Here is a 21,115-nt window from a genome sequence, read left to right as displayed (position 1 = left end):
GCCGCAGGTGGTTGCCTGGCGACGGCGCAAGGGCTAGACCGTCCCGTCAACAGGATCTCTCATCGTCCATGCGCAGCTGCGCCAAACGTTTCGCCATCGCCGCCGCCGGTTCGTCCGCGGTTGCGGGCGCGCGCGCGATGATGATGGCCATGATTATTACCCCCACCTCTGAAGCGGGACGAACGCGCGCGAGTTAAAACCTCCGGCGGATCGCAAGATCAGAACCCCGCTTCCGAAAGGCAGCGGGGTTTTTTGATGTGCGCTTCGCCGGTCCATTCCACCCAAGGACCGACCGATGACCACTCCGATTTCCGACCTCAACACCGCGCAGATCCGCCGCGCAGCCCGGCAGTTCGCCGGGGCGCTCGCGGCCGAAGCCCTGCTCCACGCCACCGCTCGGGTGGAGGCGCGGCTGAACGCCGATGATGCGGGTTCGCTGTTTGCGGTCGACGAAGCCCTCTCGTCAGCCTGGCCGCCGGATGGGGCCTCGCCGCCGCGCCATGAGGTGATCTGGGCGGCGGGTGGCGCGCAGGACCTGCGGCTCAGCGCCTTCGACGCGGCCGGCCGGGTGCTGCTGCGCCGCAGCTACGCCGCCGGGACCCGGCGAAAAGGCGACGGCGATGTCTGACGCCGGCCGCCGCTACGCCTTCGTGATCGAGGCGGCCGACGCCCCCGATGCGCTGGTCCGCGTCCTGACGCTATTCGCCGTGCAGCCCGTGGCGCTGGCGAGCGTGAGCATGTCTCAGGCCGGCGGCCGCGCGTCCATCCGCATCGAGGCTCATGGGCTTGACGCTCAGCGGGCCGAGACCTTGCTGCGACGCCTCGACGGCCTGCCGATCGTCCGCAGCGTCGGCCTGGGGTGGCGCGATGCGTTGCGGGCCGTCGCCTAGGGTCCAGAAAGATGGCGGCCGTCCCCGCGGAACAGAGCCAGGCCATCACCTCGGCCATCCAGACCCCGTTCTGACGGACGTTTCAGGGGGATATGTCAAAGCAACGCTCTTGCCGGTCGAGGCATTATTCCGGGTGATGGCGTCTCGCCAGGGGCGCAATAGCGCACTAGGGTTGCCTGGATATGGCCTCGTTGAAGAACAGTCGCCCCCTCAGTCTGCGCATTCCGGAGCCTCGCTTCCGGCCAGGCGAGCATGCTGATTTTTCCGGCCTGAAGATCCCGGAGCCCGGCGAAACCCCTCGCCCCGACGTCGATACGGCTCCAAAGGACATGCGCGAGCTGGCCTATGGCCTGGTGCGGGTGCTGACCAACGACGGTCACGCCGTGGGGCCGTGGAACCCCAAGCTCGACGTCGACACCCTGAAGCGCGGTCTTCGGACCATGATGCTGACCCGTGTCTATGACGACCGGATGTATCGCGCCCAGCGGCAGGGCAAGACCAGCTTCTACATGAAGTGCACCGGCGAGGAGGCGGTCTCGATCGCCCAGGCCATGGTCCTGAACCACGACGACATGTGCTTCCCGACCTATCGCCAGCAGGGGATCCTGCTGGCCCGCGGCTACCCGATCGTCGAGATGATGAACCAGGTCTATTCCAACGGCCTCGACCCGATGAAGGGCCGCCAGCTGCCGGTGATGTATTCCTCCAAGGCGCATGGCTTCTTCACGATATCGGGCAATCTCGGCACGCAGTTCACCCAAGGCGTCGGCTGGGCCATGGCCTCGGCCTACAAAGGCGACGACCGGATCGCCTCGGCCTACATCGGCGACGGATCCACGGCCGAGGGCGACTTCCACCACGCGCTGACCTTCGCCTCGGTCTACCGCGCGCCGGTGATCCTCAACATCGTCAACAACCAGTGGGCCATCTCGTCCTTCCAGGGGATCGCCGGCGGCGAGGACGCGCCCTTCGCGTCGCGCGCCATCGGCTACAACCTTCCCTCGCTTCGGGTCGACGGGAACGACTTCCTGGCGGTCTATGCGGCGACCCAGTGGGCGGCCGAGCGCGCGCGCTCCAACCTGGGCGCGACGGTGATCGAGCACTTCACCTACCGCGCGGAAGGCCACTCCACCTCGGACGACCCGACCCGTTACCGGCCCTCCGACGAGGCCCGGCTCTGGCCGCTGGGCGATCCTATCGAGCGGCTGAAGGAACACCTGATCCAACTCGGGGAATGGTCCGACGAGGCGCAGCAGGCGCTGCATGAAGAATTGGTCGAAGTGGTGCGCGCCGCCGGCAAAGAGTCCGAGGCCCACGGCACCCTGCACGCCGGCGACCGCCCGAGCGTCAAGACCATGTTCGAGGACGTCTACAAGGAGATGGACTGGCGCCTGATCCGGCAGCGGCAGGAACTGGGGATCTGACGATGAACAAGCCGGTCACCGCGCCCGCGGCCGCCGAACACGCTGCCTCGCCGCAGACGACGAAGATGAACATGATCCAGGCCATCAACTCGGCCATGGATGTGATGCTGGGCCGCGATCCCGACGTGCTGATCTTCGGGGAGGACGTCGGCTATTTCGGCGGGGTGTTCCGCGCCACGGAGGGCCTGCAGAAGAAGTACGGCCTGAACCGCTGCTTCGACACGCCGATCACCGAGGCCGGCCTGATCGGCACGGCGGTCGGGATGGCGGCCTATGGCTTAAGGCCCTGCGTCGAGATTCAGTTCGCCGACTACATCTACCCCGGCTACGATCAGATCGTCTCGGAGGCGGCGCGCCTGCGCTATCGCTCAGCCGGCGACTTCTGGTGCCCCCTGACCATCCGCAGTCCCTATGGCGGTGGCATCTTCGGCGGCCAGACCCACAGCCAGAGCCCCGAGGCGCTGTTCACCCATATCGCGGGCATGAAGACGGTGATCCCGGCCACGCCCTATGACGCCAAGGGCCTGCTGATCGCGGCCATCGAGGACGACGATCCCGTGGTGATCTTCGAGCCGAAGCGGCTCTACAACGGGCCCTTCGACGGCAACCCGGACGCTCCTGTGACGCCGTGGCAGAAGATCGCTGACAACAATGTTCCGGTCGGCCACTACACGGTCCCCCTGGGCCAGGCCCGCATGGCCCGCGCGGGCGCCGAGGTCACGGTGCTCGCCTACGGCACCATGGTGCACGTGGCGGTGGCCGCCGCCGAACAGGCGGGGATCGACGCCGAGGTCCTGGACCTGCGCACTCTGGTTCCGGTGGACATCGAGGCGATCACCGCCTCGGTCAGGAAGACCGGCCGCTGCGTGATCGCGCACGAAGCGACCCGCACGTCCGGGTTCGGGGCCGAGCTCTCGGCCCTCGTCCAGGAGGCCTGCTTCTACCACCTGGAAGCGCCCATCGAGCGGGTCACCGGCTGGGACACGCCCTATCCGCACGCCTTTGAATGGGAATATTTCCCGGGTCAGAAACGGGTCGGCGCGGCTCTCAAGCGCGTCATGGAGGCGTAAGGTCTGTGGGACGCTTCGTCTTCAAGCTGCCCGACCTCGGCGAAGGCACCGCCGAGGCTGAGATCGTCGCCTGGCACGTCAAGGTGGGCGACGTCGTCGACGAGGACGCGCCGCTCGTGGACATGCTGACCGACAAGGCCACGGTGGAAATGACCTCGCCGGTGGCCGGTAAGCTGATCGAGGTCAATGGCGCGCCCGGCGACATGGCCGCGGTGGGCGGGCCGATCGCCGTGTTCGAGGTCGAAGGCGCCGGCAACGCCAAGGCGCAGGACAAGGCGCCGCCGACGGCCCCAGCGACACCTGCGCCAGAGCCACAGGTCGCGGAAGCGCCTGTGGCGGCGCCCCAGCCGGCGCCCGTGGCCGAAGCCGCGCCGCGTGCGCCGGTCGCGGCCGCGCCCCGCGCCATCCCCGGCCGCGTCGAGGGCGAGAAGCCGCTGGCCTCGCCGGCCGTGCGCCGCCGCGCCGAAGACCTGGGGATCAAGCTGGGACACGTCCCGGCGACGGGCCCGGCCGGCCGCATCACCCACGAGGATCTCGACGCCTTCATCGCCTCGGAGGGCGCCGGCGTGGCGCCGGCCTCGACGCTGGCCAAACGCACCGCCGTCGAGGAGATGAAGGTCATCGGCATGCGCCGCGCCATCGCGCGGCAGATGCAGGAGTCCAAGCGCCGCATTCCCCACTTCGCCTATGTCGAGGAAGTCGACGTGACGGAACTGGAGGAACTGCGCGTCCACCTCAACGCGACCAGGCGCGCCGATCAGCCGAAGCTGACCCTGCTGCCCTTCCTGATGCGCGCCCTGGTGCGGGTGCTGCCGGCCTATCCGCAGATCAACGCCCGCTTCGACGACGAGGCAGGCGTGGTCCACCGCTATGGCGGCGTCCACATCGGCATCGCCACCCAGACCGCCAACGGCCTCGTGGTTCCGGTGGTGCAGCACGCCGAGGCGCTGGACGTCTGGGCCGCCGCCGCCGAGGTGGCGCGCGTCGCCGAGCTCGCCCGCTCCGGCAAGGGCTCGAAGGACGACCTCTCCGGCTCGACGATCACGATCACCTCGCTGGGCCCGCTGGGCGGCATCGCCACCACGCCGGTGATCAACCATCCGGAAGTCGCCATCATCGGGCCCAACAAGATCGTCGACCGGCCGGTGGTGCGCCACGGCCAGATCGCCGTGCGCAAGATGATGAACCTGTCGTCGTCCTTCGATCACCGGGTCGTGGACGGCTACGACGCCGCGGCGTTCATCCAGCAGATCAAAGCCATGCTGGAACACCCCGCCACCCTGTTCATGGACTGATCCTGTGGCCGAGACGATCACCACCCGTCTCCTGATCCTCGGCGGCGGCCCCGGCGGCTATGTGGCGGCGATCCGCGCCGGCCAGCTCGGGATCGAGACCGTGCTGGTGGAGGGCGACCGGCTGGGCGGGACCTGCCTGATCCGCGGCTGCATCCCGTCCAAGGCCCTGATCCACGTGGCTTCGAAGTTCGAAGGCATGATCGAGGCGGTCGGTGGCGCGAGGGACGGCATCTCACTGGGCGCCGCGCCGGTTCTCGACATGGCCAAGACCGTGGCCTGGAAGGAGACGGTGGTCGACAAGCTGAACGGCGGCGTCACGGCGCTCCTGAAGCGCGCCAAGACCCGGGTCATCGCCGGAAGGGGGACCTTCAGCGACGCCAAGACCTGCCACGTGGAGACGAAGGACGGCCCTGTCATCATCAAGGCCGAGACTGTGATTCTGGCGGCCGGCTCGATCGCCACCGCCCTGCCGCACATTCCGTTCGGCGGCGACGTGATCTCGTCGACCGAGGCGCTGGCTCTGGACGCGCTGCCCAAGCGTCTGGTGGTGATCGGCGCGGGTTACATCGGGCTTGAGCTTGGCTCGGCGTTCCGCAAGTTCGGCTGCGAGGTGACCGTGGTGGAGACGCAGGACCGCATCCTGCCGCTCTATGACGACGCGCTCACCAAGCCGGTGAAGGCCTGGCTGGAGAAGGCCGGCGTCACCCTGCACCTTTCGGCCAAGGCGACCGGCTGGAAAAAGGGCGAACTCATCGTCGACAAGGGCGGCGAGACCCTGCGGCTCCCCGCCGACAAACTGCTGGTCACCGTCGGGCGGCGTTCCAACACCGAGGGCTGGGGCCTGGAGCAGATGGGCGTCGACATGGCCGGGGCCTTCGTGCGGGTCAACGACCGGATGCAGACCTCCATGAGCGGCGTCTACGCCGTCGGCGACCTGGTGGGCGAGCCCATGCTGGAGCACAAGGCCGTCGCCCAGGCGCACGTCGCGGTCGAGGTGATCGCCGGCCAGAACCGCAGGTTCGACCCTGCGACGATCGCCGCGGTCTGCTTCACCGAGCCGGAGATCGTCTCGGCGGGCCTCTCGCCGAAGGAGGCCGACGCCGCCGGCCACGACCCGGTCAGCGCCGTCTTCCCCTTCCAGGCCAATGGCCGTGCGCTCTCCATGGAGGCCGGCGACACCGGCGGCTTCGTCCGCGTTGTGGCGCGCAAGGCCGACCACCGGGTGGTGGGCCTGCAGGCGGTCGGCGCCCATGTGTCGGAGCTGTCCGGCGAGTTCGCCATGTCCATCGAGATGGGCGCGCGGCTGGAGGACCTGGGTGGGACCATCCACGTCCACCCGACCTTGTCGGAAGCCGTCCACGAGGCGGCGCTGCGGGCGCTGGGCCATGCCATTCACATCTGAGACCGGCCCGTTACAAGGGAAGCTTTCGGAGGCACCATATTGAACGACGCCACGCCCATCGCGCTGAAACCCCACGCTTCGCCGACGCCCGCCGCGGCCCGCGCCGCGCAGCTTGAGGACCCCGGCTTCGGCAAGGTCTTCACCGACCACATGGTCACCGTGCGCTGGACCGCGGCGCAGGGGTGGCATGACGCCCAACTCCGCGCGAGAGCCGCGCTGTCCCTCGATCCGGCGGCGGCGGTGCTGCACTATGCGCAGGAGATCTTCGAGGGGATGAAGGCCTACAAGCTCGCCGACGGCGGGATCGGCCTCTTCCGCCCGAACGAGAACGCCGCCCGCTTTGCGCGCTCGGCGCAGCGGATGGCGATGCCGCCGGTTCCGGAGGATCTTTTTCTCCAGTCGATCGAGGCGCTGGTGCGCGTTGACGCGGATTGGATCCCGTCCGGCGAGGGGAGCCTCTATCTGCGTCCCTTCATGTTCGCCACAGAGGCGTTCCTCGGCGTCCGGCCGGCGGCGGAATACACCTTCTGCGTCATAGCCTGCGCGGTGGGCGCCTACTTCAAGGGCGGCGCCAAGCCGGTCACCGTCTGGGTCTCGGACGACTACAGCCGGGCCGCCGACGGCGGGACCGGCGCGGCCAAATGCGGCGGCAACTACGCGGCCAGCCTGCTGGCCCAGGCCGAAGCTATCGCGCAGGGGTGCGACCAGGTGGTGTTCCTCGACGCCGCCGAGCATCGGTGGGTCGAGGAACTCGGCGGCATGAACATCTTCTTCGTGCTTGATGACGGGGTGCTGATCACACCGCCGCTCGGCGGGACGATCCTGCCCGGCATCACCCGCGACTCGGTGATCGCCCTGGCGCGCGACATGGAGGTGGAGGTGCAGGAGCGCCCCTATTCCTTCGACGAATGGCGCGCGGACACCGCAAGCGGTCGGGTGCGCGAGACCTTCGCGTGCGGCACGGCGGCGGTCATCGCGGCGATTGGGGAGGTGCGCCACCGCAAGGGGGCCTTCAAGGTCGGCGACGGATCCGAAGGTCCTGTCACCCGCCGCCTTCGAGATCATCTGGTGGCGGTCCAGCGTGGCGTCGCGGCGGACGCCCGATCCTGGATCCACAGGATTTCGCGCGGCGACTGACCTGATCCTCTTGCGGCTCACCGCCTCGAACTTGGCGCTGAGGCTCCGAATACAGTTTCCGCGATAGCGTGAGGGAACCCTTTTGGGGCGCGCGTGTTCCCGACTCCGGGAGGCCATGGGCGGATGTCGCAACTGACGGTCAACGGCGTGGTCCACGAAGTGGACGCTCCGCCGGACATGCCCTTGCTCTGGGTGCTGCGAGACCTTCTGAAACTCACCGGGACGAAGTTCGGTTGCGGCATCGCCCAGTGCGGCGCCTGCACAGTGCATGTGGACGGCACGCCGCTGCGGTCCTGCATGCTGCCGATCGGCGCGCTCGGAAGCCGCGCCGTCACCACCATCGAGGCGGTCGGCAAGATGCCGGCTGGGCGCAAGGTCCAGCAGGCGTGGCTGGATCTGGAGGTGATCCAGTGCGGCTACTGCCAGTCGGGCCAGATCATGTCCGCCGCCGCCCTGCTCGCGGCGACGCCGGACCCGGACGACGCCGACATCAACGCCGCCATGGCCGGCAACATCTGCCGCTGCGGCACCTATGTGCGCATCCGCGAGGCCATCAAGCGCGCGGCGAAGGCCGTCTGAGGAGGATCGCTCTTGGCCCTCTTCGACAGGCCGCCCGCCGACGCCCAAACCCGCCCGTCCCGCCGCGCCCTTCTGCAAGTGGCCGCGGCCGCCGGCGGCGGCCTGCTGGTCGGCTTCCTCGCGCCCATGGGCGCGGCGGCGGGAAAGAGCGGGGATGCGCCCGCCCGCGGCTTCGCCCCCAACGCCTTCATCCGCATCGATCCGGCGGGAAACGTCACCCTGGTCATGCCCCAGGTGGAGATGGGCCAGGGCGTCTACACCTCGATCTCGATGATCCTGGCCGAGGAACTCGACGCGCCCTGGGATAAGGTGACGTTCGAGCACGCCCCGCCCAGCGACGCCCTCTACGGCAACCCGGCATTCGGCCTGCAGGCGACGGGCAACTCCAATTCCATCCGCGCCTGGTGGAAGCCATTGCGCAAGGCCGGCGCCGGCACACGGGCGATCCTAGTGCAAGCCGCCGCCTCCGGCTGGGGCGTCGATCCGGCGTCGTGCCGCACCGAAGCCGGGGAGGTGATCCACGACGCCGGCGGCCGCCGGATCGGCTATGGCGGCCTGACCGGCCGCGCCGCCGGGCTGAAGCCGCCGACCGATCCGCCGCTCAAGGACCCCAAGACCTTCCGCCTGATCGGCAAGCCGCTGAAGCGGCTGGATACGCCAGAGAAGGTCAACGGCCAGGCCCAGTACGGTATCGACGCCATGCCGCCGGGCGTGAAGTTCGCCACCCTGGCCCACTCGCCGGTGTTCGGCGGCAAGGTCGCCCATGTGGACGACAGCCAGGCCAAGCTCCTGCCCGGCGTCCGCCAGGTCGTGGTGCTGGACGACCTGGTGGCCGTGGTCGGCGATCATATGTGGGCCGCCAAGCAGGGGCTGGCGGCGCTCAACATCACCTGGGACGAGGGCCCCAACGCCAACGTCAACACCGCCATGGTCCGCGAGCGGCTCGTGGCCGCCAGCTCCCGGCCGGGCGTGGTGGCCAAGTCCGTGGGCGACGTGGCCAAGTCGCTGAGCCAGGACGCCGTCGAAGTGACCTACGACGTGCCGTTCCTGGCGCACGCTCCGATGGAGCCGATGAACTGCACGGCGCATGTGACGCCGGCGAGCTGTGAGGTCTGGGTGGGCATCCAGGTGATGAGCCGCGCCCAGGCCGCGGCCGCCCAGGTCACCGGCCTGCCGCCCGACAAGGTCACCGTCCACAACCACCTGCTGGGCGGCGGGTTCGGCCGGCGGCTGGAGGTCGACATGGTCGCCAAGGCCGTGCGCATCGCCCAGCACGTGGACGGGCCGGTGAAGGTCGTCTGGACCCGCGAGGAAGACATCCAGCACGACGTCTATCGCCCCGCCTGGCACGACCGCCTCTCGGCCCGGCTGGACAGCGGCAAGATCGTCGGCTGGAAGCACGTCATCACCGGTTCGTCGGTGCTGGCGCGCTGGCTTCCGCCCGCCTTCGTCGACGGCAAGGATTTCGACGCCGTCGATAGCGCCGCCGACATGCCCTACGACATCCCGAACTTCCACGTGGAGCACGTCCGCGAGGAGCCGCCGGGGGTGCCGACCGGCTTCTGGCGCGGTGTGGGGCCGGCGCACAACGTCTTCGTCATCGAGAGCTTCATCGACGAGCTGGCGCATAAGGCCGGCAAGGACCCCGTCCAGTTCCGGCTCGACAATCTGGACAAGCAGCCGCGCCTGCAGGCCGCGCTGAAGCTGGCCGCCGACAAGGCCGGCTGGGGCTCGCCCCTGCCGCCCCGCTGCGGCCGCGGGGTCTCCGTCCAACCCTCGTTCACCAGCTGGATCGCCACTGTGGTCGAGGCCGGGGTGGACGCCGACGGCGCCGTGACCCTGCGCCGCGTGGTCTGCGCCGTGGACACCGGCATCGCCGTCAACCCGGACACCATCGCCGCCCAGCTTCAGGGCGGGATCATCTTCGGCCTGACCGCCGCCCTCTATGGCGAGATCACGGTGGCGCAGGGCCGCGTCCTGCAGAGCAACTTCCACGACTACCGCATGCTGCGCATCGACGAGACGCCGCCGATCGAGGTCCACGTGATCGCGAGCGGCGAGGCGCCCGGCGGCATCGGCGAGACGGGCGTGGTGGCCGCCATGCCGGCGCTGGCCAACGCGATCTTCGCCGCGACCGGCAAACGGCTTCGCCGCCTGCCCATCGACCGGGACGTCCTGGCGGGGAGGAAGGAGGCATGAGACTCCTGCGCCTTCTGCTGATCGTCGTCGGCGTGGTCGCCGTCATCGGCCTGGGGGTGCTGGGCTGGTTCGTCAGCGGGTCGCGGCCGTTGGCCTTCGCCGGCGGGCAGGGGGTGAGCCTCGCCGACTACAAGGGGCCGTCTCCGACCGGCGTTCCGGCCGATTTCGCCTCGACAGACCCCCTCGCCCGCGGCCAGTACCTGGTCCGCGCCGCCGATTGCCAAGCTTGCCATACCGCCAGGGGCGGCGCGCCGTTCGCGGGCGGCCTGGCGTTCAACCTGCCCTTTGGCTCAATCTGGTCGCCGAATATCACGCCTGACAAGGACACCGGCATCGGCGGGTGGACCGACGCCCAGTTCCTGGGCGCGCTGCATAGGGGCGTCGACGACGCGGGACAGCCGCTCTATCCGGCCATGCCCTACGCGGCCTTCGCCCAGATGACCGACGCCGACGCGCTGGCGATCAAGGCCTATCTGTTCAGCCTGACGCCCGTCCATCGGCCGAACAGGGACAACACCTTCCCCTTCCCCTTCAACCAGCGCTGGCTGATGGCGGTCTGGAGCCGGCTGTTCAATCCCGACCAGCGCTTCCAGCCGCACGCCGAGCGCAGCCCGCAGTGGAACCGGGGCGCCTATCTCGCCGAGGCCATGGCCCACTGCGGCGACTGCCACACGCCGCGAAACCTGGCCCAGGCCTTGGACAACCGCCGCAAATACGCCGGCGCGGTGGCCGCCGGCTGGAAGGCCTACAACATCACCGGCCACCGGCTCTATGGCATCGGCGCCTGGAGCGACGCCGAACTCGCCCAGTACCTTTCCACCGGCCACGCCGCCGGCCGCGGCGCCGCAGCCGGGCCGATGGCGGAGGCGGTGGACCTGAGCCTCAGCCACCTGACGCCGTCGGACATCGCGGCGCTTGTGGTCTATCTGCGCAGCATCCCGCCGGTCGCCACCCCGGACCAGCCGCCGCCCGCGTTGCGCTCCGCGCCCGCCGTCGCCAAGCAGGGCCTGGCTATCGACTACGACCCCAAGGGCAAGCGCATCTTCGAGGGCGCCTGTGTGAGCTGCCACAGCTGGAATGGGCAGGGCTCGCTCAACGAATGGGCCACGCTCACCGGCGGGCGGGCGGTCAACGACCCCACGGCCACCAACGTCGCCCAGGTGGTTATTTCTGGCGCGAACCGGCGCACGGCGGGTGGCCTGACCTTCATGCCCGCCTTTGGCCACGCCTACACCGACGACGAGATCGCCGCCGTCGCTAACTACGTCACGGCCCGCTTCGGCGCCAAACCCTCGAACGTCACGCCAAGCCAAGTGGCGGCGCTGCGCAAGGCGGCCAGTTAGCGGCTATCCGCGGTAGCCCGAGAGAAACTTCGAACGCCGGCGCCGCACGTCGCGCTCTGGCGTGGAAAAGACGGTGGCTCGCCGGGGTCGGCAATCTGCCGAACTATGTCCACGCGATCCCGCTACCCGCAAGGCCGCCAACGCGGCGAAAAGCTCGCGCGGATGCGAAAGCGCGCGATAGGGCACTGCGCCCGGCGGCACCATCGCTTCGGGACAGGGCGGTTTTGTTGGCGCGTCAAAAGGGAGTTGTGACCACTTTGGAGCTTCAAAAAGCGGGCGTTCACCGATGCTACCTCTCTCCTATGTCCGCTCTGTGGTGCCGCGCCGGAGTATCATCAGAAGACCTCCGATTGCGAAGGCAATGTAGATGCAGTCGTGGCGGCAGCCCGGGCGGAAATTGGCAAGATCGAACTGCGCCACGCGGAACTCGACAACACGCTGGCGACCCTGCGGGCCGAGGCAGTCCACTTCGAGCGGCGATTGCCGCGCCTGGAAGCCCAGGCCGGCGATCTCTCGGGGCAGATCGAGCAGATCGTCGCGCCCAATCTCAATCTTACGCGCTCGAACCGCATCGAGCGCGGCAATGATTTAGCCGGGTCTGTATCTGTGCCATACACAAGCTTCATGCGTCCGTCGCGCCGTGCAAGCCTGTGATCGCAAACGGCCCTCACGCCTGGGCGCCGAGCGCGGTGATGTTCGCGCGTTTCCGGCCTGCGCCAGGGCGGGTGACCATGCCGGACGTTTGCTGCGACCTAGTCTGGGTTCGGGAATGTCTGTTCCTCGCAGGGCCACAGTCGCGCGCGCAAGTCTCGGCTCATCCCGGCGAGGAGATCCAGTTGCTCAATCTGGATCCGCTGGTGGCGCGCGCCTGGCTGGGCGTGCCGATCGCGCACCTCACCGACCGCAAGATCCTTTTGGAAGACATAGACCGCGAGCGCGCCGGTCGGCTTTCGGAGCTGTTCGCCGAGGGACGGGCGATTGAGCTTCTGCGCCCGCCCGGCGGGGGCGGGTGCGCTGCAAAGGCGGCGACCACGATAAAGGTGACCGGAAGCGTCAAGGGCGCCGCTCTTGCGGCGGAGCTATCCGTCCGCCAGTTGGAGCGTCTGTTTGGCGACCGTTTCGGCCTCTCGCCGCGGCGCTACGGGCGCATCCTGCGCCTTCGCCGGGCGATCGGTCTGATCGCGCATGAAGGCGACAGCCTGGCGGGCGCCGCCGCTATGGCCGGCTACGCCGACCAGCCTCATTTCACCCGAGAGGTGCGCGAGCTGACGGGGCGCAGCCCCCGGTTCCTTCTGCCTCATGTCGCGAACCTTCAAGACGTCCAGGCCCATACGCGCGACGACTGACGACGTGTCGCGACGAGGACGGGAAACATGGATCAGCAGGACAGCAACTTGGCTGCGATCAAGGCGTTCAACGCCGCCTTGAACCAACACGACATGGCCGCGGCGCTCGCCTTCATCGCGCCGGACGCCGCAAACCGCGGCCGGCCTGTGGGGCGCGAGGGCTATGCCCGGGTCCACGAGGACATCAGCACGCGGTTCCCGGACAGGCAGATGGACATTGCCGAGATGCTGGCCGCGGACGACCAGGTGATCGTCCGTCTCATCTATTCCGGCACGCACCTTGGGGTCGGACGACTTCCCGTCGATGGCGTCCAGATGATCGGTGTGGCGCCCACCGGCCGGCATTTCGTCGTCCAGCATATCCATTGGTACACGATGAAGGCGGGTCTCATCGTCGATCATCAGGCCGCTCGCGACGACGTCAGCATGCTGATGCAGCTCGGCCTGTTGCCGGACATACCGCTTGTCTCCAGGCCCGCGAGGATTCCTGACGCCGCGTCGATCGGTCCGAATATCAGCGGAACGGCGGAGCAGGCGCGCAACCTCGAGGTGATGAGGAACTGGTTCGAAGCCTTCACCCAGGGCGATGTGGACCGCGTCCTGGCCCTTTCCGCGCCGGACGCGCGCAACCACGGCCGAAGCGGCGGCCGCGAAGAATTCCAATTGATCGTCAACGATGGCCAGCGCACCTACACGCGGCTCACGAGCGGCCTGGGCATCGAGGCCATCGTCGCCGTCGACGACTCCGTCGTGGCCCGATTTTCGGGGACAATGCGACACACGGGCGTGAGCCAGACCCCGATGGACGGCGGTGTGCTGATGGGCAAGCCGGCCACGGGCAAGACCTTCCAGATGCACCATATCCACTGGCTCAAGTTCAAGGACGGTCTGATCACGGGACACCGCGCTTGCCGGGACGACATCGGCATGGCGGTTCAACTCGGCGTTCTGCCAGCCCTTCAGGCCTTTTCACCTTCCTCAGTGGCGGCAGGCAGGTCGAAAGCCATGCCATGACAAGCGTGGACCGGGCATTGAAGGGACACCAACCGTACCGGCGACAGCGGTTAATGCTCCCGAGGGATCATCCGAGCCGGCCGAACTCGCCAAGTAGCCTTTGTTAGGCCCGCAACAGGTCGAACTCGGCCGGTGGCTCACGCCCTGAAGTCGACGTCCAGGGATTGCGTCGCCTTCAATCCGCCCAGGCCTCGGGGGGCATATTCATCGGCCCCTTGAAAGTCGTCGGATCGATCGAGAAGCCGACCAGGGCTCGGTAGCCCTGGTGACGTTCATGGTGGAGGATCCCGCGCGGGAAATCGATGCGGCTGCCGGGTCCGCAGGCGAGCGTCTCGCCGCTTTCGGCCTCGATAACCACCAGTTCTCCCTCGAGAATGAAGATGATCGAGTCGAAGTCGTGCCAGTGGTTCTCGTTGGTTTCTGGCGGGATTTCCACCACCAGTGGGTGGAAGCCGGCGGCCTCGATCACCGCCATCGCTTCGCCTTCAATTGCGAAGGCGTCGTGTGTTTTGCTGATGCCCATTACGGTATCCCTCGTCAGGTGGATCAGGTCGTCGACCGACAGGGTCTCGCCGTCAGCCAGCCGCCGCCGCACAGACGCCAACAGCTCGAGCCGCCGCCTGTCGCCGGCGATCCGCGAGCGGAACGCGGCCTCCTGGAGACGCAGGATGGCGTCCAGGTCGGCGAGACGATCGTCCAGCAGTTCGGCGATACGCTTCAGCGGCACGCCCAGCGACTTCAAGGCGAGCATCTGATGCAGGCGCGCCATCTGGCCGGGCCCATAGGTCCGCCAGCCGGTGTGCGTGCGCAACGGCTCGACCAGCCCCAGCGTCTCGTAGAGTCGCAGGGCCTTGGTGCTTACGTTGAGCCGCCGGGCGGTCTCGGCCGGGCTGAAGAAGCGGGGGTGGTCGTTCACGAGCAGTACCTGTCTTCGACGACGGCCAAATGCAGGTCTGCCCCAGGGACAAGGTCAAGCACGATTTGCGGATTATTGTAGGGCCGGGGCCACAAGGGAGATCGGGTCGCCGTGCGCATTCCCGTCATCGACAAGTCCGGCCGGAACGACGGAGCTTTCGCCTGCAGTGACTTCAGCTGCGATCCCGCCGCCACCGCCCAGAACCTGCGCAAACTCGCCAAGCTGATCCCGCTACCGAGCCCAGCAACGGACTGAGGAGGCGATGGGGGCCAGCGCGCGGTGCGCATCGAGCGGGCTACGGACCGACGTCTTCGACGGCATTGGTGGGAAGCAGCCATAGCGCCGATGCCCGAGACCGGACCTTCGCCCCACCCGCCACGCCGGGACTGAGCGCTCGGCGCCGGGGATGGCTGTCGCCTTGAATGGCGCCTGTCTCGGATGAAGTCGTAGGGCGCGAGCGCGCCAGCGCGACAAGGCCACTACAAACCAACTTAACTTGCGTTGCAAGCATCCAGGGGCCTGGCGAGTTTCCGCGATCGACAGTTGCGGAGGGAGCGATGCTGGGAATTCTGGGGGAGAAGATCGGCGAGGGTGCCTTTTCGGACGTCCACGCATGGGCGCCCGGCCAGGTCGTGAAACTGTTCAAACCGGCAGTGCGGCGACGCACCGCCAGGTATGAGGCGCACATGACCCGCGCCGTCTTCGCCGCCGGCGGCCCGGCGCAGGAGGTGCTGGACGAGGTGACGGTCGATGGGCGCTTGGGCATCGTCCTGCCGCGGCTCGAGGGGCCCACCCTGCTTCAGCTCCTGAAGACAGATGCGATCACGCTCGAAGCCGCTGCCGAAGTTCTCGCAAGCCTTGCCCTGTGTGTCCACCAGACGCCAACACCGACAGACGCACTGCCCGTCCGCGCCTACATGGAGGCTTTGCTGCAGCAGTCGGACGGGAGCATTCCGGATCACATCTCAGCGGGTGTGATCGCGCTGATCGATCGCCTCCCGACCGACGACCGGCTCAGCCATTGCGACCTTCACCCCGGCAACGTGATCATGACGGCGGGCGGTCCGAGGCTCATCGACTGGACCGGGGTGAAGCGTGGGGGCGCCCCACTCGACCTTGCGTGCTGTCACTTCCTGCGAACCGAACTGGTCGTGGAAAGCTTGGGCTCGCCGGCGCGACAGCGCGCTCTCGATGTCGCCGTGCAGTCCGAATACGCGCGCCTCGCCGGTATCTCCGCTCCGGCGTTAAGGTCGGCCGTCGAAGCTCACCTGCCCATCGTCCGCCTCTTCTTCCTCCTCGGTGCGGTGGCGCGGCCCGCTAGCTGGGCGCAGCTGCTGCAGCGCCTTGACGCGGACGTAGAGGAGGCGAATTGACCGCCCGCAACGGGTCGGATCTCACCATTGGTTTCCAGCCGACAACCCGCCGCTGTTGCGTCCCCGGGGCCGGCACGCTTGAACGGCGAGTTTCTGGCATTGCCCCGACTTCCGCTCGTGGCACCTCGCCGACATTGAACGCCTGCGACGAAATGGCTGAGGTCGCGCTGGAGTCGTGGCATAGGCTTTGCGCAACCGGAGGGAACCTATCCCGTTTCAGATCGGCGCTAGACCATGACCCAGACCCTCGCCCGCACCGGCCCGGACACACTCGACATCGCCATCGGCGCGGCCATCCGCCTTGCGCCGCAAGCAGCTGAAAATCTCCCAAGACATGCTGGCGGAGCGCTGCGGGGGTGACCTTCCAACAGGTGCAGAAGTACGAGAACGGCGCCAACCGGGTCTCCTTCTCGCGCCTCGTGCAGATCGCCCATGCGCTGGGCCTGCGTGTGTCGGATCTCGTGGGTGACATCGATCAGGCCGCCGGCTTTTCACGTGCGGAGACGGCCTTGCTGACAAACCTGGGGGTCTCGGGCGCGACCGAGCTTGTCGAGGACTTCGCGCGGCTCAGCCCCCAGCTTCGCCACCGCGTCCGTGACCTCGTGCGCGACATGGCCAACAGCTGCGGCGGATAGGCCTGCCAAAGCCGACGATCGCCCAGGGTACTCGAAGAAAGGCGCCCTTGCTGGTCGCGGTCGCGCCTGTTCGACTTCGAAGATGACGCTGGCGATTCCCGAGACTTGAAGTCATGCGCGTGCGGTTCGCCGAGGCGGTAAGGCAGGCGTGGCCGGCGCGCGGCTGGATCGTGAAGCCCGCCGCCGCGCCGCCGGGATACACCCCCAACACCGTCCTCACCGAGTGGCTGACCTTGAGTTGTACTGGCGCGTGGGCCAGCCAGGGGCAGGGTGACCGTCTGGAGGTCCTGCTTTGCGCGGGACGAAGATGCGGAACGCGCGCGTTCCCATTTCCGTGCGCTGAACCTCTGGCTGGCCACGCTCAGGTAGGGCGCGCGAGGATTGTGGGCGGTGTCATACAGTCATCGGCGCTGGGTCCGTCGGGTCTGGCGCTGCGGCCGCTCTCAGGTCCGCCGCCAATGCCTCCGGCCTATTCAGCCCCGCCAGGGCTCAAGAAACGCCTGAAGGGCTGCGTTGACGTCTGTGGGCCGTTCTTCGTGCGGCAGATGCCCCGCTAACGCGATCGGCGCGGTCGTGAGATCGTCGGCAAGGCTTCGCCAGATGGCGGCCATGTCCACCATCTTTGCCGCCTCGAATTCGGCGCCCCACAGCGCGAGCGTCGGGCAACTGAGCTTGACCTCCTTGTCGACCTCATCCTGCGCCAGGTCCTCGCGCCAGGCGCCGTAGTCCGAAAACGGCCCCCGCAAGCCGCCCGGCTGCGCATAGGCCTGGACGTAGGCTGCGATGTCGGCGTCGCTCAGCGCCCCCGGATCATAGGTCCAACTCGACAGCAGGTAGCGCAGCCAGAGTTCCTCGCGGCCCTGAATCAGCGCCTCGGGCAGGTCGCGGACGGCCTGGAACATGAAGAACCAGCTGGCGTTGGCCACACTGGCGTTCATGGTGCCGAACAGCAGTCGTGTCGGGATGTTGTCCAAGGCGGCGAACCGCGCCACCGCGTCAGGGTGGTCCTTGCAGAACCGCAAGCCCACGCGCGCGCCGCGATCATGGCCGACAATCGCGGCCTTCTCGATGCCGAGGTTGGTCATCAGACCGCGAATGTCGTTCGCCATTGAGCGCTTGTCGTAGCCGGCCGCGGGCTTCTCGGTCGCGCCATAACCCCTCAAGTCCGGGACGATCAGCCGATACTGCTTGGCGAGGACGGGGATCTGGTGGCGCCAAGCGTACCAGCTCTCCGGAAAGCCGTGGATCAACACGACCGGAGGGCCCTCGCCAGCCTCCGCGTAGTGCATCTTGATGCCATTCGCCACGGTGCGGTGGTGAGCTACGCTGTGGGTCATCTTGAGCCCTTCGTGACGCTTGGCGAAAACCGCAGGGCGGAATGCCGGCCGCAGTGTCGCGGCGATGAAATCCTGACAGGGCCGACGCCATCGCCGTATCCCCTGAATGGGGGACGATGCAGCGGAAAGGCCTATACGCAGCGCCTCGGGGCGCTTTGGATTTACCCGGCCTGGAGGTGGCGGGGGCTATCTTGTCGGGGAGCTCGCCTCGGGACGACTCAGTTCCTCAAGCAGGAAGATGAACGACTCATACGGCCGTCCGGTCGCGTGCCGCAGGCCCATTTCGCAGGTTCGGTTGGCGGAGACATAGGCGTCGGCCGGCCAGGCGTCGAGGCCGGCCTTTTCCTCTCGCGTAGCCGACCGCACGAGCTCCGGATGCAGCAGGCCCCGGTCTCCGGCCGTGCCGCAGCAGGTCGTGCCGATCGGAGTATGGACCTCGGTCGCCAGGTATTCGGCGATCTCATGGAGCTCTTGGTTGACGCCGAGATGGGTCATCGAACAGGTGGGATGTACCGCTATCCGGCCGACCTTCCGCGGCGGCGGCAAGTCCGCCAACAACTGGCGGCACCATTGGATGGAGTCGAGGATGGTCAGCTTCTCGTGGCGGGCCTTCCGGTCCGGATCGAGATAGCGAGCCACGTCCTCGGCGATCCCGAGCGTGCAGGAGGCCGCGTCGATCACCAGCGGCAGCCGGCCCTCGTCGCTCCAACGCCAGAAGGCGTCGGCGATGGCGTCGGCCATGTGCTGGTGCGCCGCCTTGAATCCCTTGGAGCTGAACGGGGTCGAGCAGCAGAATCCGGCCACGTCATCCGGGATCCACAACGGCCGGCCGGCGCGGGCGGATAGCGCGACCAAAGCCTCCTGCAGGGACGGGCCCTCCGGCGCGTCCGGGTCGCGGCCGAACATCCGGTTGATGCACGCCGGGAAATAGACCGCCGCGGCCGTCTCCTCGTCGGTCGCGGGCATCCTCTTGCGGGCCGGCTTCGGCATCGCGCCAGGGACGGCCGGCATCAGGTCCTCGCTGATCATGGCGCGCGCCGCCGAGGTCAGGCCCTTCAGGGCGCCCACGCCTACCGTCTTGGAGACCAGCTCCGCGCCGCCCAGGCTGAAACGGGCCATCGCCTCCACATTGGCCCAGCGCTTGGCGATCGAGAGCGCCACCGCCTCGGCCTGCGGCCCGTGCTCGGCCTTGCGGAACTCGCGCATCAGGGCCCCAGTGTTGATCCCGATCGGGCAGGGGATCGCGCAGGTGCCGTCGCCGGCGCAGGTCTCGATGCCGTCGTATTCGAATTCCGCGCGCAACTGCCGCAGCACCGGAGACTCCTCCGGTTGCCGCGCCATCTCCCGCCGCAGCACGATCCGCTGGCGCGGTGTGGTGGTGACATTGCGGCTGGGGCACATCGGCTCGCAGAAACCGCACTCGATGCAGTGGGTCGAGCCGGTCACATCCTCGATGGTCGGCACCGATTTCAGCGCCTTCAGGTGCACCTGGTCGTCCCGCGTCAGGATGACGTTGGGCGCGAGCACCCGGAAGGGATCGCAGAGCGCCTTGATCTCCCACATGATCTCGGCGGCGCGGTCGCCCCACTCGGCGCGGACGAAGGGCGCCATGTTGATGCCGGTGCCGTGCTCGGCCTTCAACGACCCGTCGTGGGTGTTGACCACCAGGTCGACGAGCTCCTCCATGAAAGCCGAGTAGCGGGCGCGGCTCTCCGGCTCGTCCAGCTTGGCGACCAGGGTGAAGTGCAGGTTGCCGTGAGCAGCGTGTCCAGCAACGCCCGGGATGAAGCCGTGCTTGGCCAGCAGCGCCTGCAGGTCGTGGGCGCCCTGGGCCAGCCGCTCACGCGGGAAGCAGACGTCCTCCGTGATCAGCATCGCGCCCGCGGGACGTTGCTTGCCCACCAGGCCCAGAAGGCCCTCTCGGACGTGCCAGGCGAGTTCCACCGCTTCGGTCACACTCGTGAAGCTGAGCGGGCTGAGCAAGGGCAAGGGCGCGACCAGGTCGGCGACCTTGGCCTGCAGGGCGTCGAGCGCGGCCGGGGACTCGGCCCCGAACTCCACGAGCAGTGCCGCCGCCTTCGGGTCGAGGGACCGCCAATAGGCCGGCGTCCCGGGGAAGGCTTCGCCGGCGGCGCTCAGGGCGGGCGCCACCATCAGCTCGACGGCCGCCGCCCCGAGGCCGACCAGGGCCGGGACCAGCTCGACTGCGGCGTCGATCGACGGGAGCGGAATCCAGGCCACGGAGGTGACCGCCGGGAGCGGCACGGTCTCGATCACCGCCTCCGCGATGAACCCGAGGATGCCTTCCGATCCCACGAGCAGCCTCCGGAAGATCTGCAACGGGGTCTCGCCGTCGAGGAACGCCAGCAGGCGCAGCCCGTGGGTGTTGCGGATCGAATACTTGCGTCGGATCCGAGCGGCGAGCGCCTCGTCGGCGAGGATCTCCTCCCGTATCGCCATCAGACCGCTCGCCAGCTCGGGTTCGGCGGCCGCGAAAGCGGCCTCGGCGCCGGGCGCGGCGGTGTCGACGACGGTGCCCGACGGCAGCACCACGGTGAGGGCCGAGACCGTGTGGTAGGCATCCTGGGGGATGGTGCAGCGCATGCCGCCTGAGTTGTTGGCGATGACCCCGCCCAGGGCGCAGGCGTGCCCGCTCGCCGGGTCGGGTCCAAGCTTGCGGCCATAGCGCTGCAGCATGGCATTGGCGTGCGCCAGGATCAGGCCCGGGCGAACGCGCAGCCGCTGGCCGTCGGCCTCGACCTTGCCGCCGGACCAGTTGCGGCGGACGTCGATCAGGATGTCGTCGGACTGCGACTGTCCGTTCAGGCTGGTGCCGGCCGCTCGGAAGGTCGCGTGCCTGCCGTTTCGCCGGCAGTAGGCCAGCACCTTGGCGACATCCTCGACGGTGCGGGGCAGGACCACCACCTGCGGCGTCAGGCGGTAGGGGCTGGCGTCGGAGGCGTAGCGGACCAGGTCGAGGAGCCGGGTCTTCACCTGAGCCGGTCCAAGCAGGCCGACCATGTCCCGCTTCAGCGCTTCAGGCGTGCCGTGCAGCAGGCTGTCGGGCACGGCGTCAGCATAGGCGGGGCCGGGCGGACGGCCGATTTTCTGGGGGTCTGGCGCCAGGAGCTTGGGCATTGGACATCCTGCTTGTG

19 protein-coding genes are annotated in these 21,115 nt (G+C 68.3%); 16 read left to right on the top strand and 3 right to left on the bottom strand.

Going from position 1 to position 21,115, the window contains the following annotated elements:
- Positions 1 to 295: 295 nt before the first annotated feature.
- The 13 genes from VHS75_RS05555 (at position 296) to VHS75_RS05495 (ending at position 13,699) form a co-directional block, all read left to right on the top strand.
- Positions 296 to 628, top strand: a complete 333-nt coding sequence (locus VHS75_RS05555) for a hypothetical protein (protein ID WP_329637613.1) — start codon at positions 296 to 298, stop codon at positions 626 to 628.
- Positions 621 to 890, top strand: a complete 270-nt coding sequence (locus tag VHS75_RS05550) for a hypothetical protein (RefSeq protein ID WP_329637612.1) — start codon at positions 621 to 623, stop codon at positions 888 to 890. The genes VHS75_RS05555 and VHS75_RS05550 overlap by 8 nt, the downstream gene beginning before the upstream one ends.
- Positions 891 to 1,072: 182 nt before the next feature.
- Entirely contained in the window at positions 1,073 to 2,314 is a 1,242-nt protein-coding gene (locus VHS75_RS05545) for a thiamine pyrophosphate-dependent enzyme (protein ID WP_329637611.1), read from the top strand.
- A 2-nt stretch (positions 2,315 to 2,316) separates the two neighbouring features.
- Positions 2,317 to 3,384, top strand: coding sequence for an alpha-ketoacid dehydrogenase subunit beta (locus VHS75_RS05540; RefSeq protein ID WP_329637610.1), 1,068 nt, complete (start codon positions 2,317 to 2,319; stop codon positions 3,382 to 3,384).
- Positions 3,385 to 3,389: 5 nt separating this feature from the next.
- A complete protein-coding gene (locus tag VHS75_RS05535) occupies positions 3,390 to 4,679 on the top strand; it encodes a dihydrolipoamide acetyltransferase family protein (RefSeq protein WP_329637609.1) in 1,290 nt (429 codons plus the stop codon).
- A gap of 4 nt (positions 4,680 to 4,683) precedes the next feature.
- The gene (gene lpdA, locus VHS75_RS05530) at positions 4,684 to 6,081 is read left to right on the top strand and encodes a dihydrolipoyl dehydrogenase (protein WP_329637608.1); all 1,398 of its coding nucleotides are present in this window, start codon (positions 4,684 to 4,686) and stop codon (positions 6,079 to 6,081) included.
- A gap of 39 nt (positions 6,082 to 6,120) precedes the next feature.
- Entirely contained in the window at positions 6,121 to 7,218 is a 1,098-nt protein-coding gene (locus VHS75_RS05525; RefSeq protein WP_329637607.1) for a branched-chain amino acid aminotransferase, read from the top strand.
- A gap of 123 nt (positions 7,219 to 7,341) precedes the next feature.
- Positions 7,342 to 7,797: a (2Fe-2S)-binding protein gene (locus tag VHS75_RS05520; protein ID WP_329637606.1), complete on the top strand. Its 456-nt coding sequence runs from the start codon at positions 7,342 to 7,344 to the stop codon at positions 7,795 to 7,797.
- Positions 7,798 to 7,809: 12 nt separating this feature from the next.
- Positions 7,810 to 9,996: a xanthine dehydrogenase family protein molybdopterin-binding subunit gene (locus VHS75_RS05515; RefSeq protein WP_329637605.1), complete on the top strand. Its 2,187-nt coding sequence runs from the start codon at positions 7,810 to 7,812 to the stop codon at positions 9,994 to 9,996.
- Complete coding sequence (locus VHS75_RS05510; protein WP_329637604.1) at positions 9,993 to 11,339, top strand: cytochrome c; 1,347 nt, start codon at positions 9,993 to 9,995, stop codon at positions 11,337 to 11,339. The genes VHS75_RS05515 and VHS75_RS05510 overlap by 4 nt, the downstream gene beginning before the upstream one ends.
- Positions 11,340 to 11,714: 375 nt before the next feature.
- Positions 11,715 to 11,993 carry a hypothetical protein gene (locus tag VHS75_RS05505; protein ID WP_329637603.1) on the top strand — a complete coding sequence of 93 codons (279 nt, stop codon included), beginning with the start codon at positions 11,715 to 11,717 and terminating at the stop codon, positions 11,991 to 11,993.
- A 182-nt stretch (positions 11,994 to 12,175) separates the two neighbouring features.
- A complete protein-coding gene (locus VHS75_RS05500; RefSeq protein ID WP_329637602.1) occupies positions 12,176 to 12,685 on the top strand; it encodes a helix-turn-helix domain-containing protein in 510 nt (169 codons plus the stop codon).
- A gap of 27 nt (positions 12,686 to 12,712) precedes the next feature.
- Positions 12,713 to 13,699, top strand: coding sequence for an ester cyclase (locus VHS75_RS05495; RefSeq protein ID WP_329637601.1), 987 nt, complete (start codon positions 12,713 to 12,715; stop codon positions 13,697 to 13,699).
- A gap of 175 nt (positions 13,700 to 13,874) precedes the next feature.
- Here the strand turns inward: VHS75_RS05495 and VHS75_RS05490 are convergent, their stop codons facing one another.
- A complete protein-coding gene (locus VHS75_RS05490) occupies positions 13,875 to 14,615 on the bottom strand; it encodes a MerR family transcriptional regulator (protein ID WP_329637600.1) in 741 nt (246 codons plus the stop codon).
- 111 nt (positions 14,616 to 14,726) lie between these two features.
- Here VHS75_RS05490 and VHS75_RS05485 point away from each other — a divergent pair, with 111 nt between their 5' ends.
- The 3 genes from VHS75_RS05485 to VHS75_RS05475 all read left to right on the top strand — a co-directional run bounded on the left by VHS75_RS05485 (position 14,727) and on the right by VHS75_RS05475 (position 16,623).
- Positions 14,727 to 14,870: a hypothetical protein gene (locus tag VHS75_RS05485; protein ID WP_329637599.1), complete on the top strand. Its 144-nt coding sequence runs from the start codon at positions 14,727 to 14,729 to the stop codon at positions 14,868 to 14,870.
- Between the two features lie 302 nt (positions 14,871 to 15,172).
- On the top strand, positions 15,173 to 15,988 hold the full coding sequence (locus VHS75_RS05480) for an aminoglycoside phosphotransferase family protein (RefSeq protein ID WP_329637598.1): 816 nt from the start codon (positions 15,173 to 15,175) through the stop codon (positions 15,986 to 15,988).
- A 356-nt stretch (positions 15,989 to 16,344) separates the two neighbouring features.
- On the top strand, positions 16,345 to 16,623 hold the full coding sequence (locus VHS75_RS05475; RefSeq protein WP_329637597.1) for a helix-turn-helix transcriptional regulator: 279 nt from the start codon (positions 16,345 to 16,347) through the stop codon (positions 16,621 to 16,623).
- Between the two features lie 473 nt (positions 16,624 to 17,096).
- On the opposite strand, the gene VHS75_RS05470 is transcribed toward VHS75_RS05475, so the two are convergent.
- Positions 17,097 to 17,960, bottom strand: a complete 864-nt coding sequence (locus tag VHS75_RS05470; protein ID WP_329637596.1) for an alpha/beta hydrolase — start codon at positions 17,958 to 17,960, stop codon at positions 17,097 to 17,099.
- A gap of 186 nt (positions 17,961 to 18,146) precedes the next feature.
- The gene (locus tag VHS75_RS05465) at positions 18,147 to 21,098 is read right to left on the bottom strand and encodes an FAD-binding and (Fe-S)-binding domain-containing protein (protein ID WP_329637595.1); all 2,952 of its coding nucleotides are present in this window, start codon (positions 21,096 to 21,098) and stop codon (positions 18,147 to 18,149) included.
- Between the last annotated feature and the right edge of the window lie 17 nt (positions 21,099 to 21,115).

The organism is Phenylobacterium sp. (assembly GCF_036264965.1).
Classification (GTDB): Bacteria; Pseudomonadota; Alphaproteobacteria; order Caulobacterales; family Caulobacteraceae; genus Phenylobacterium.
This window is presented reverse-complemented; position numbering and strand designations above follow the sequence as displayed.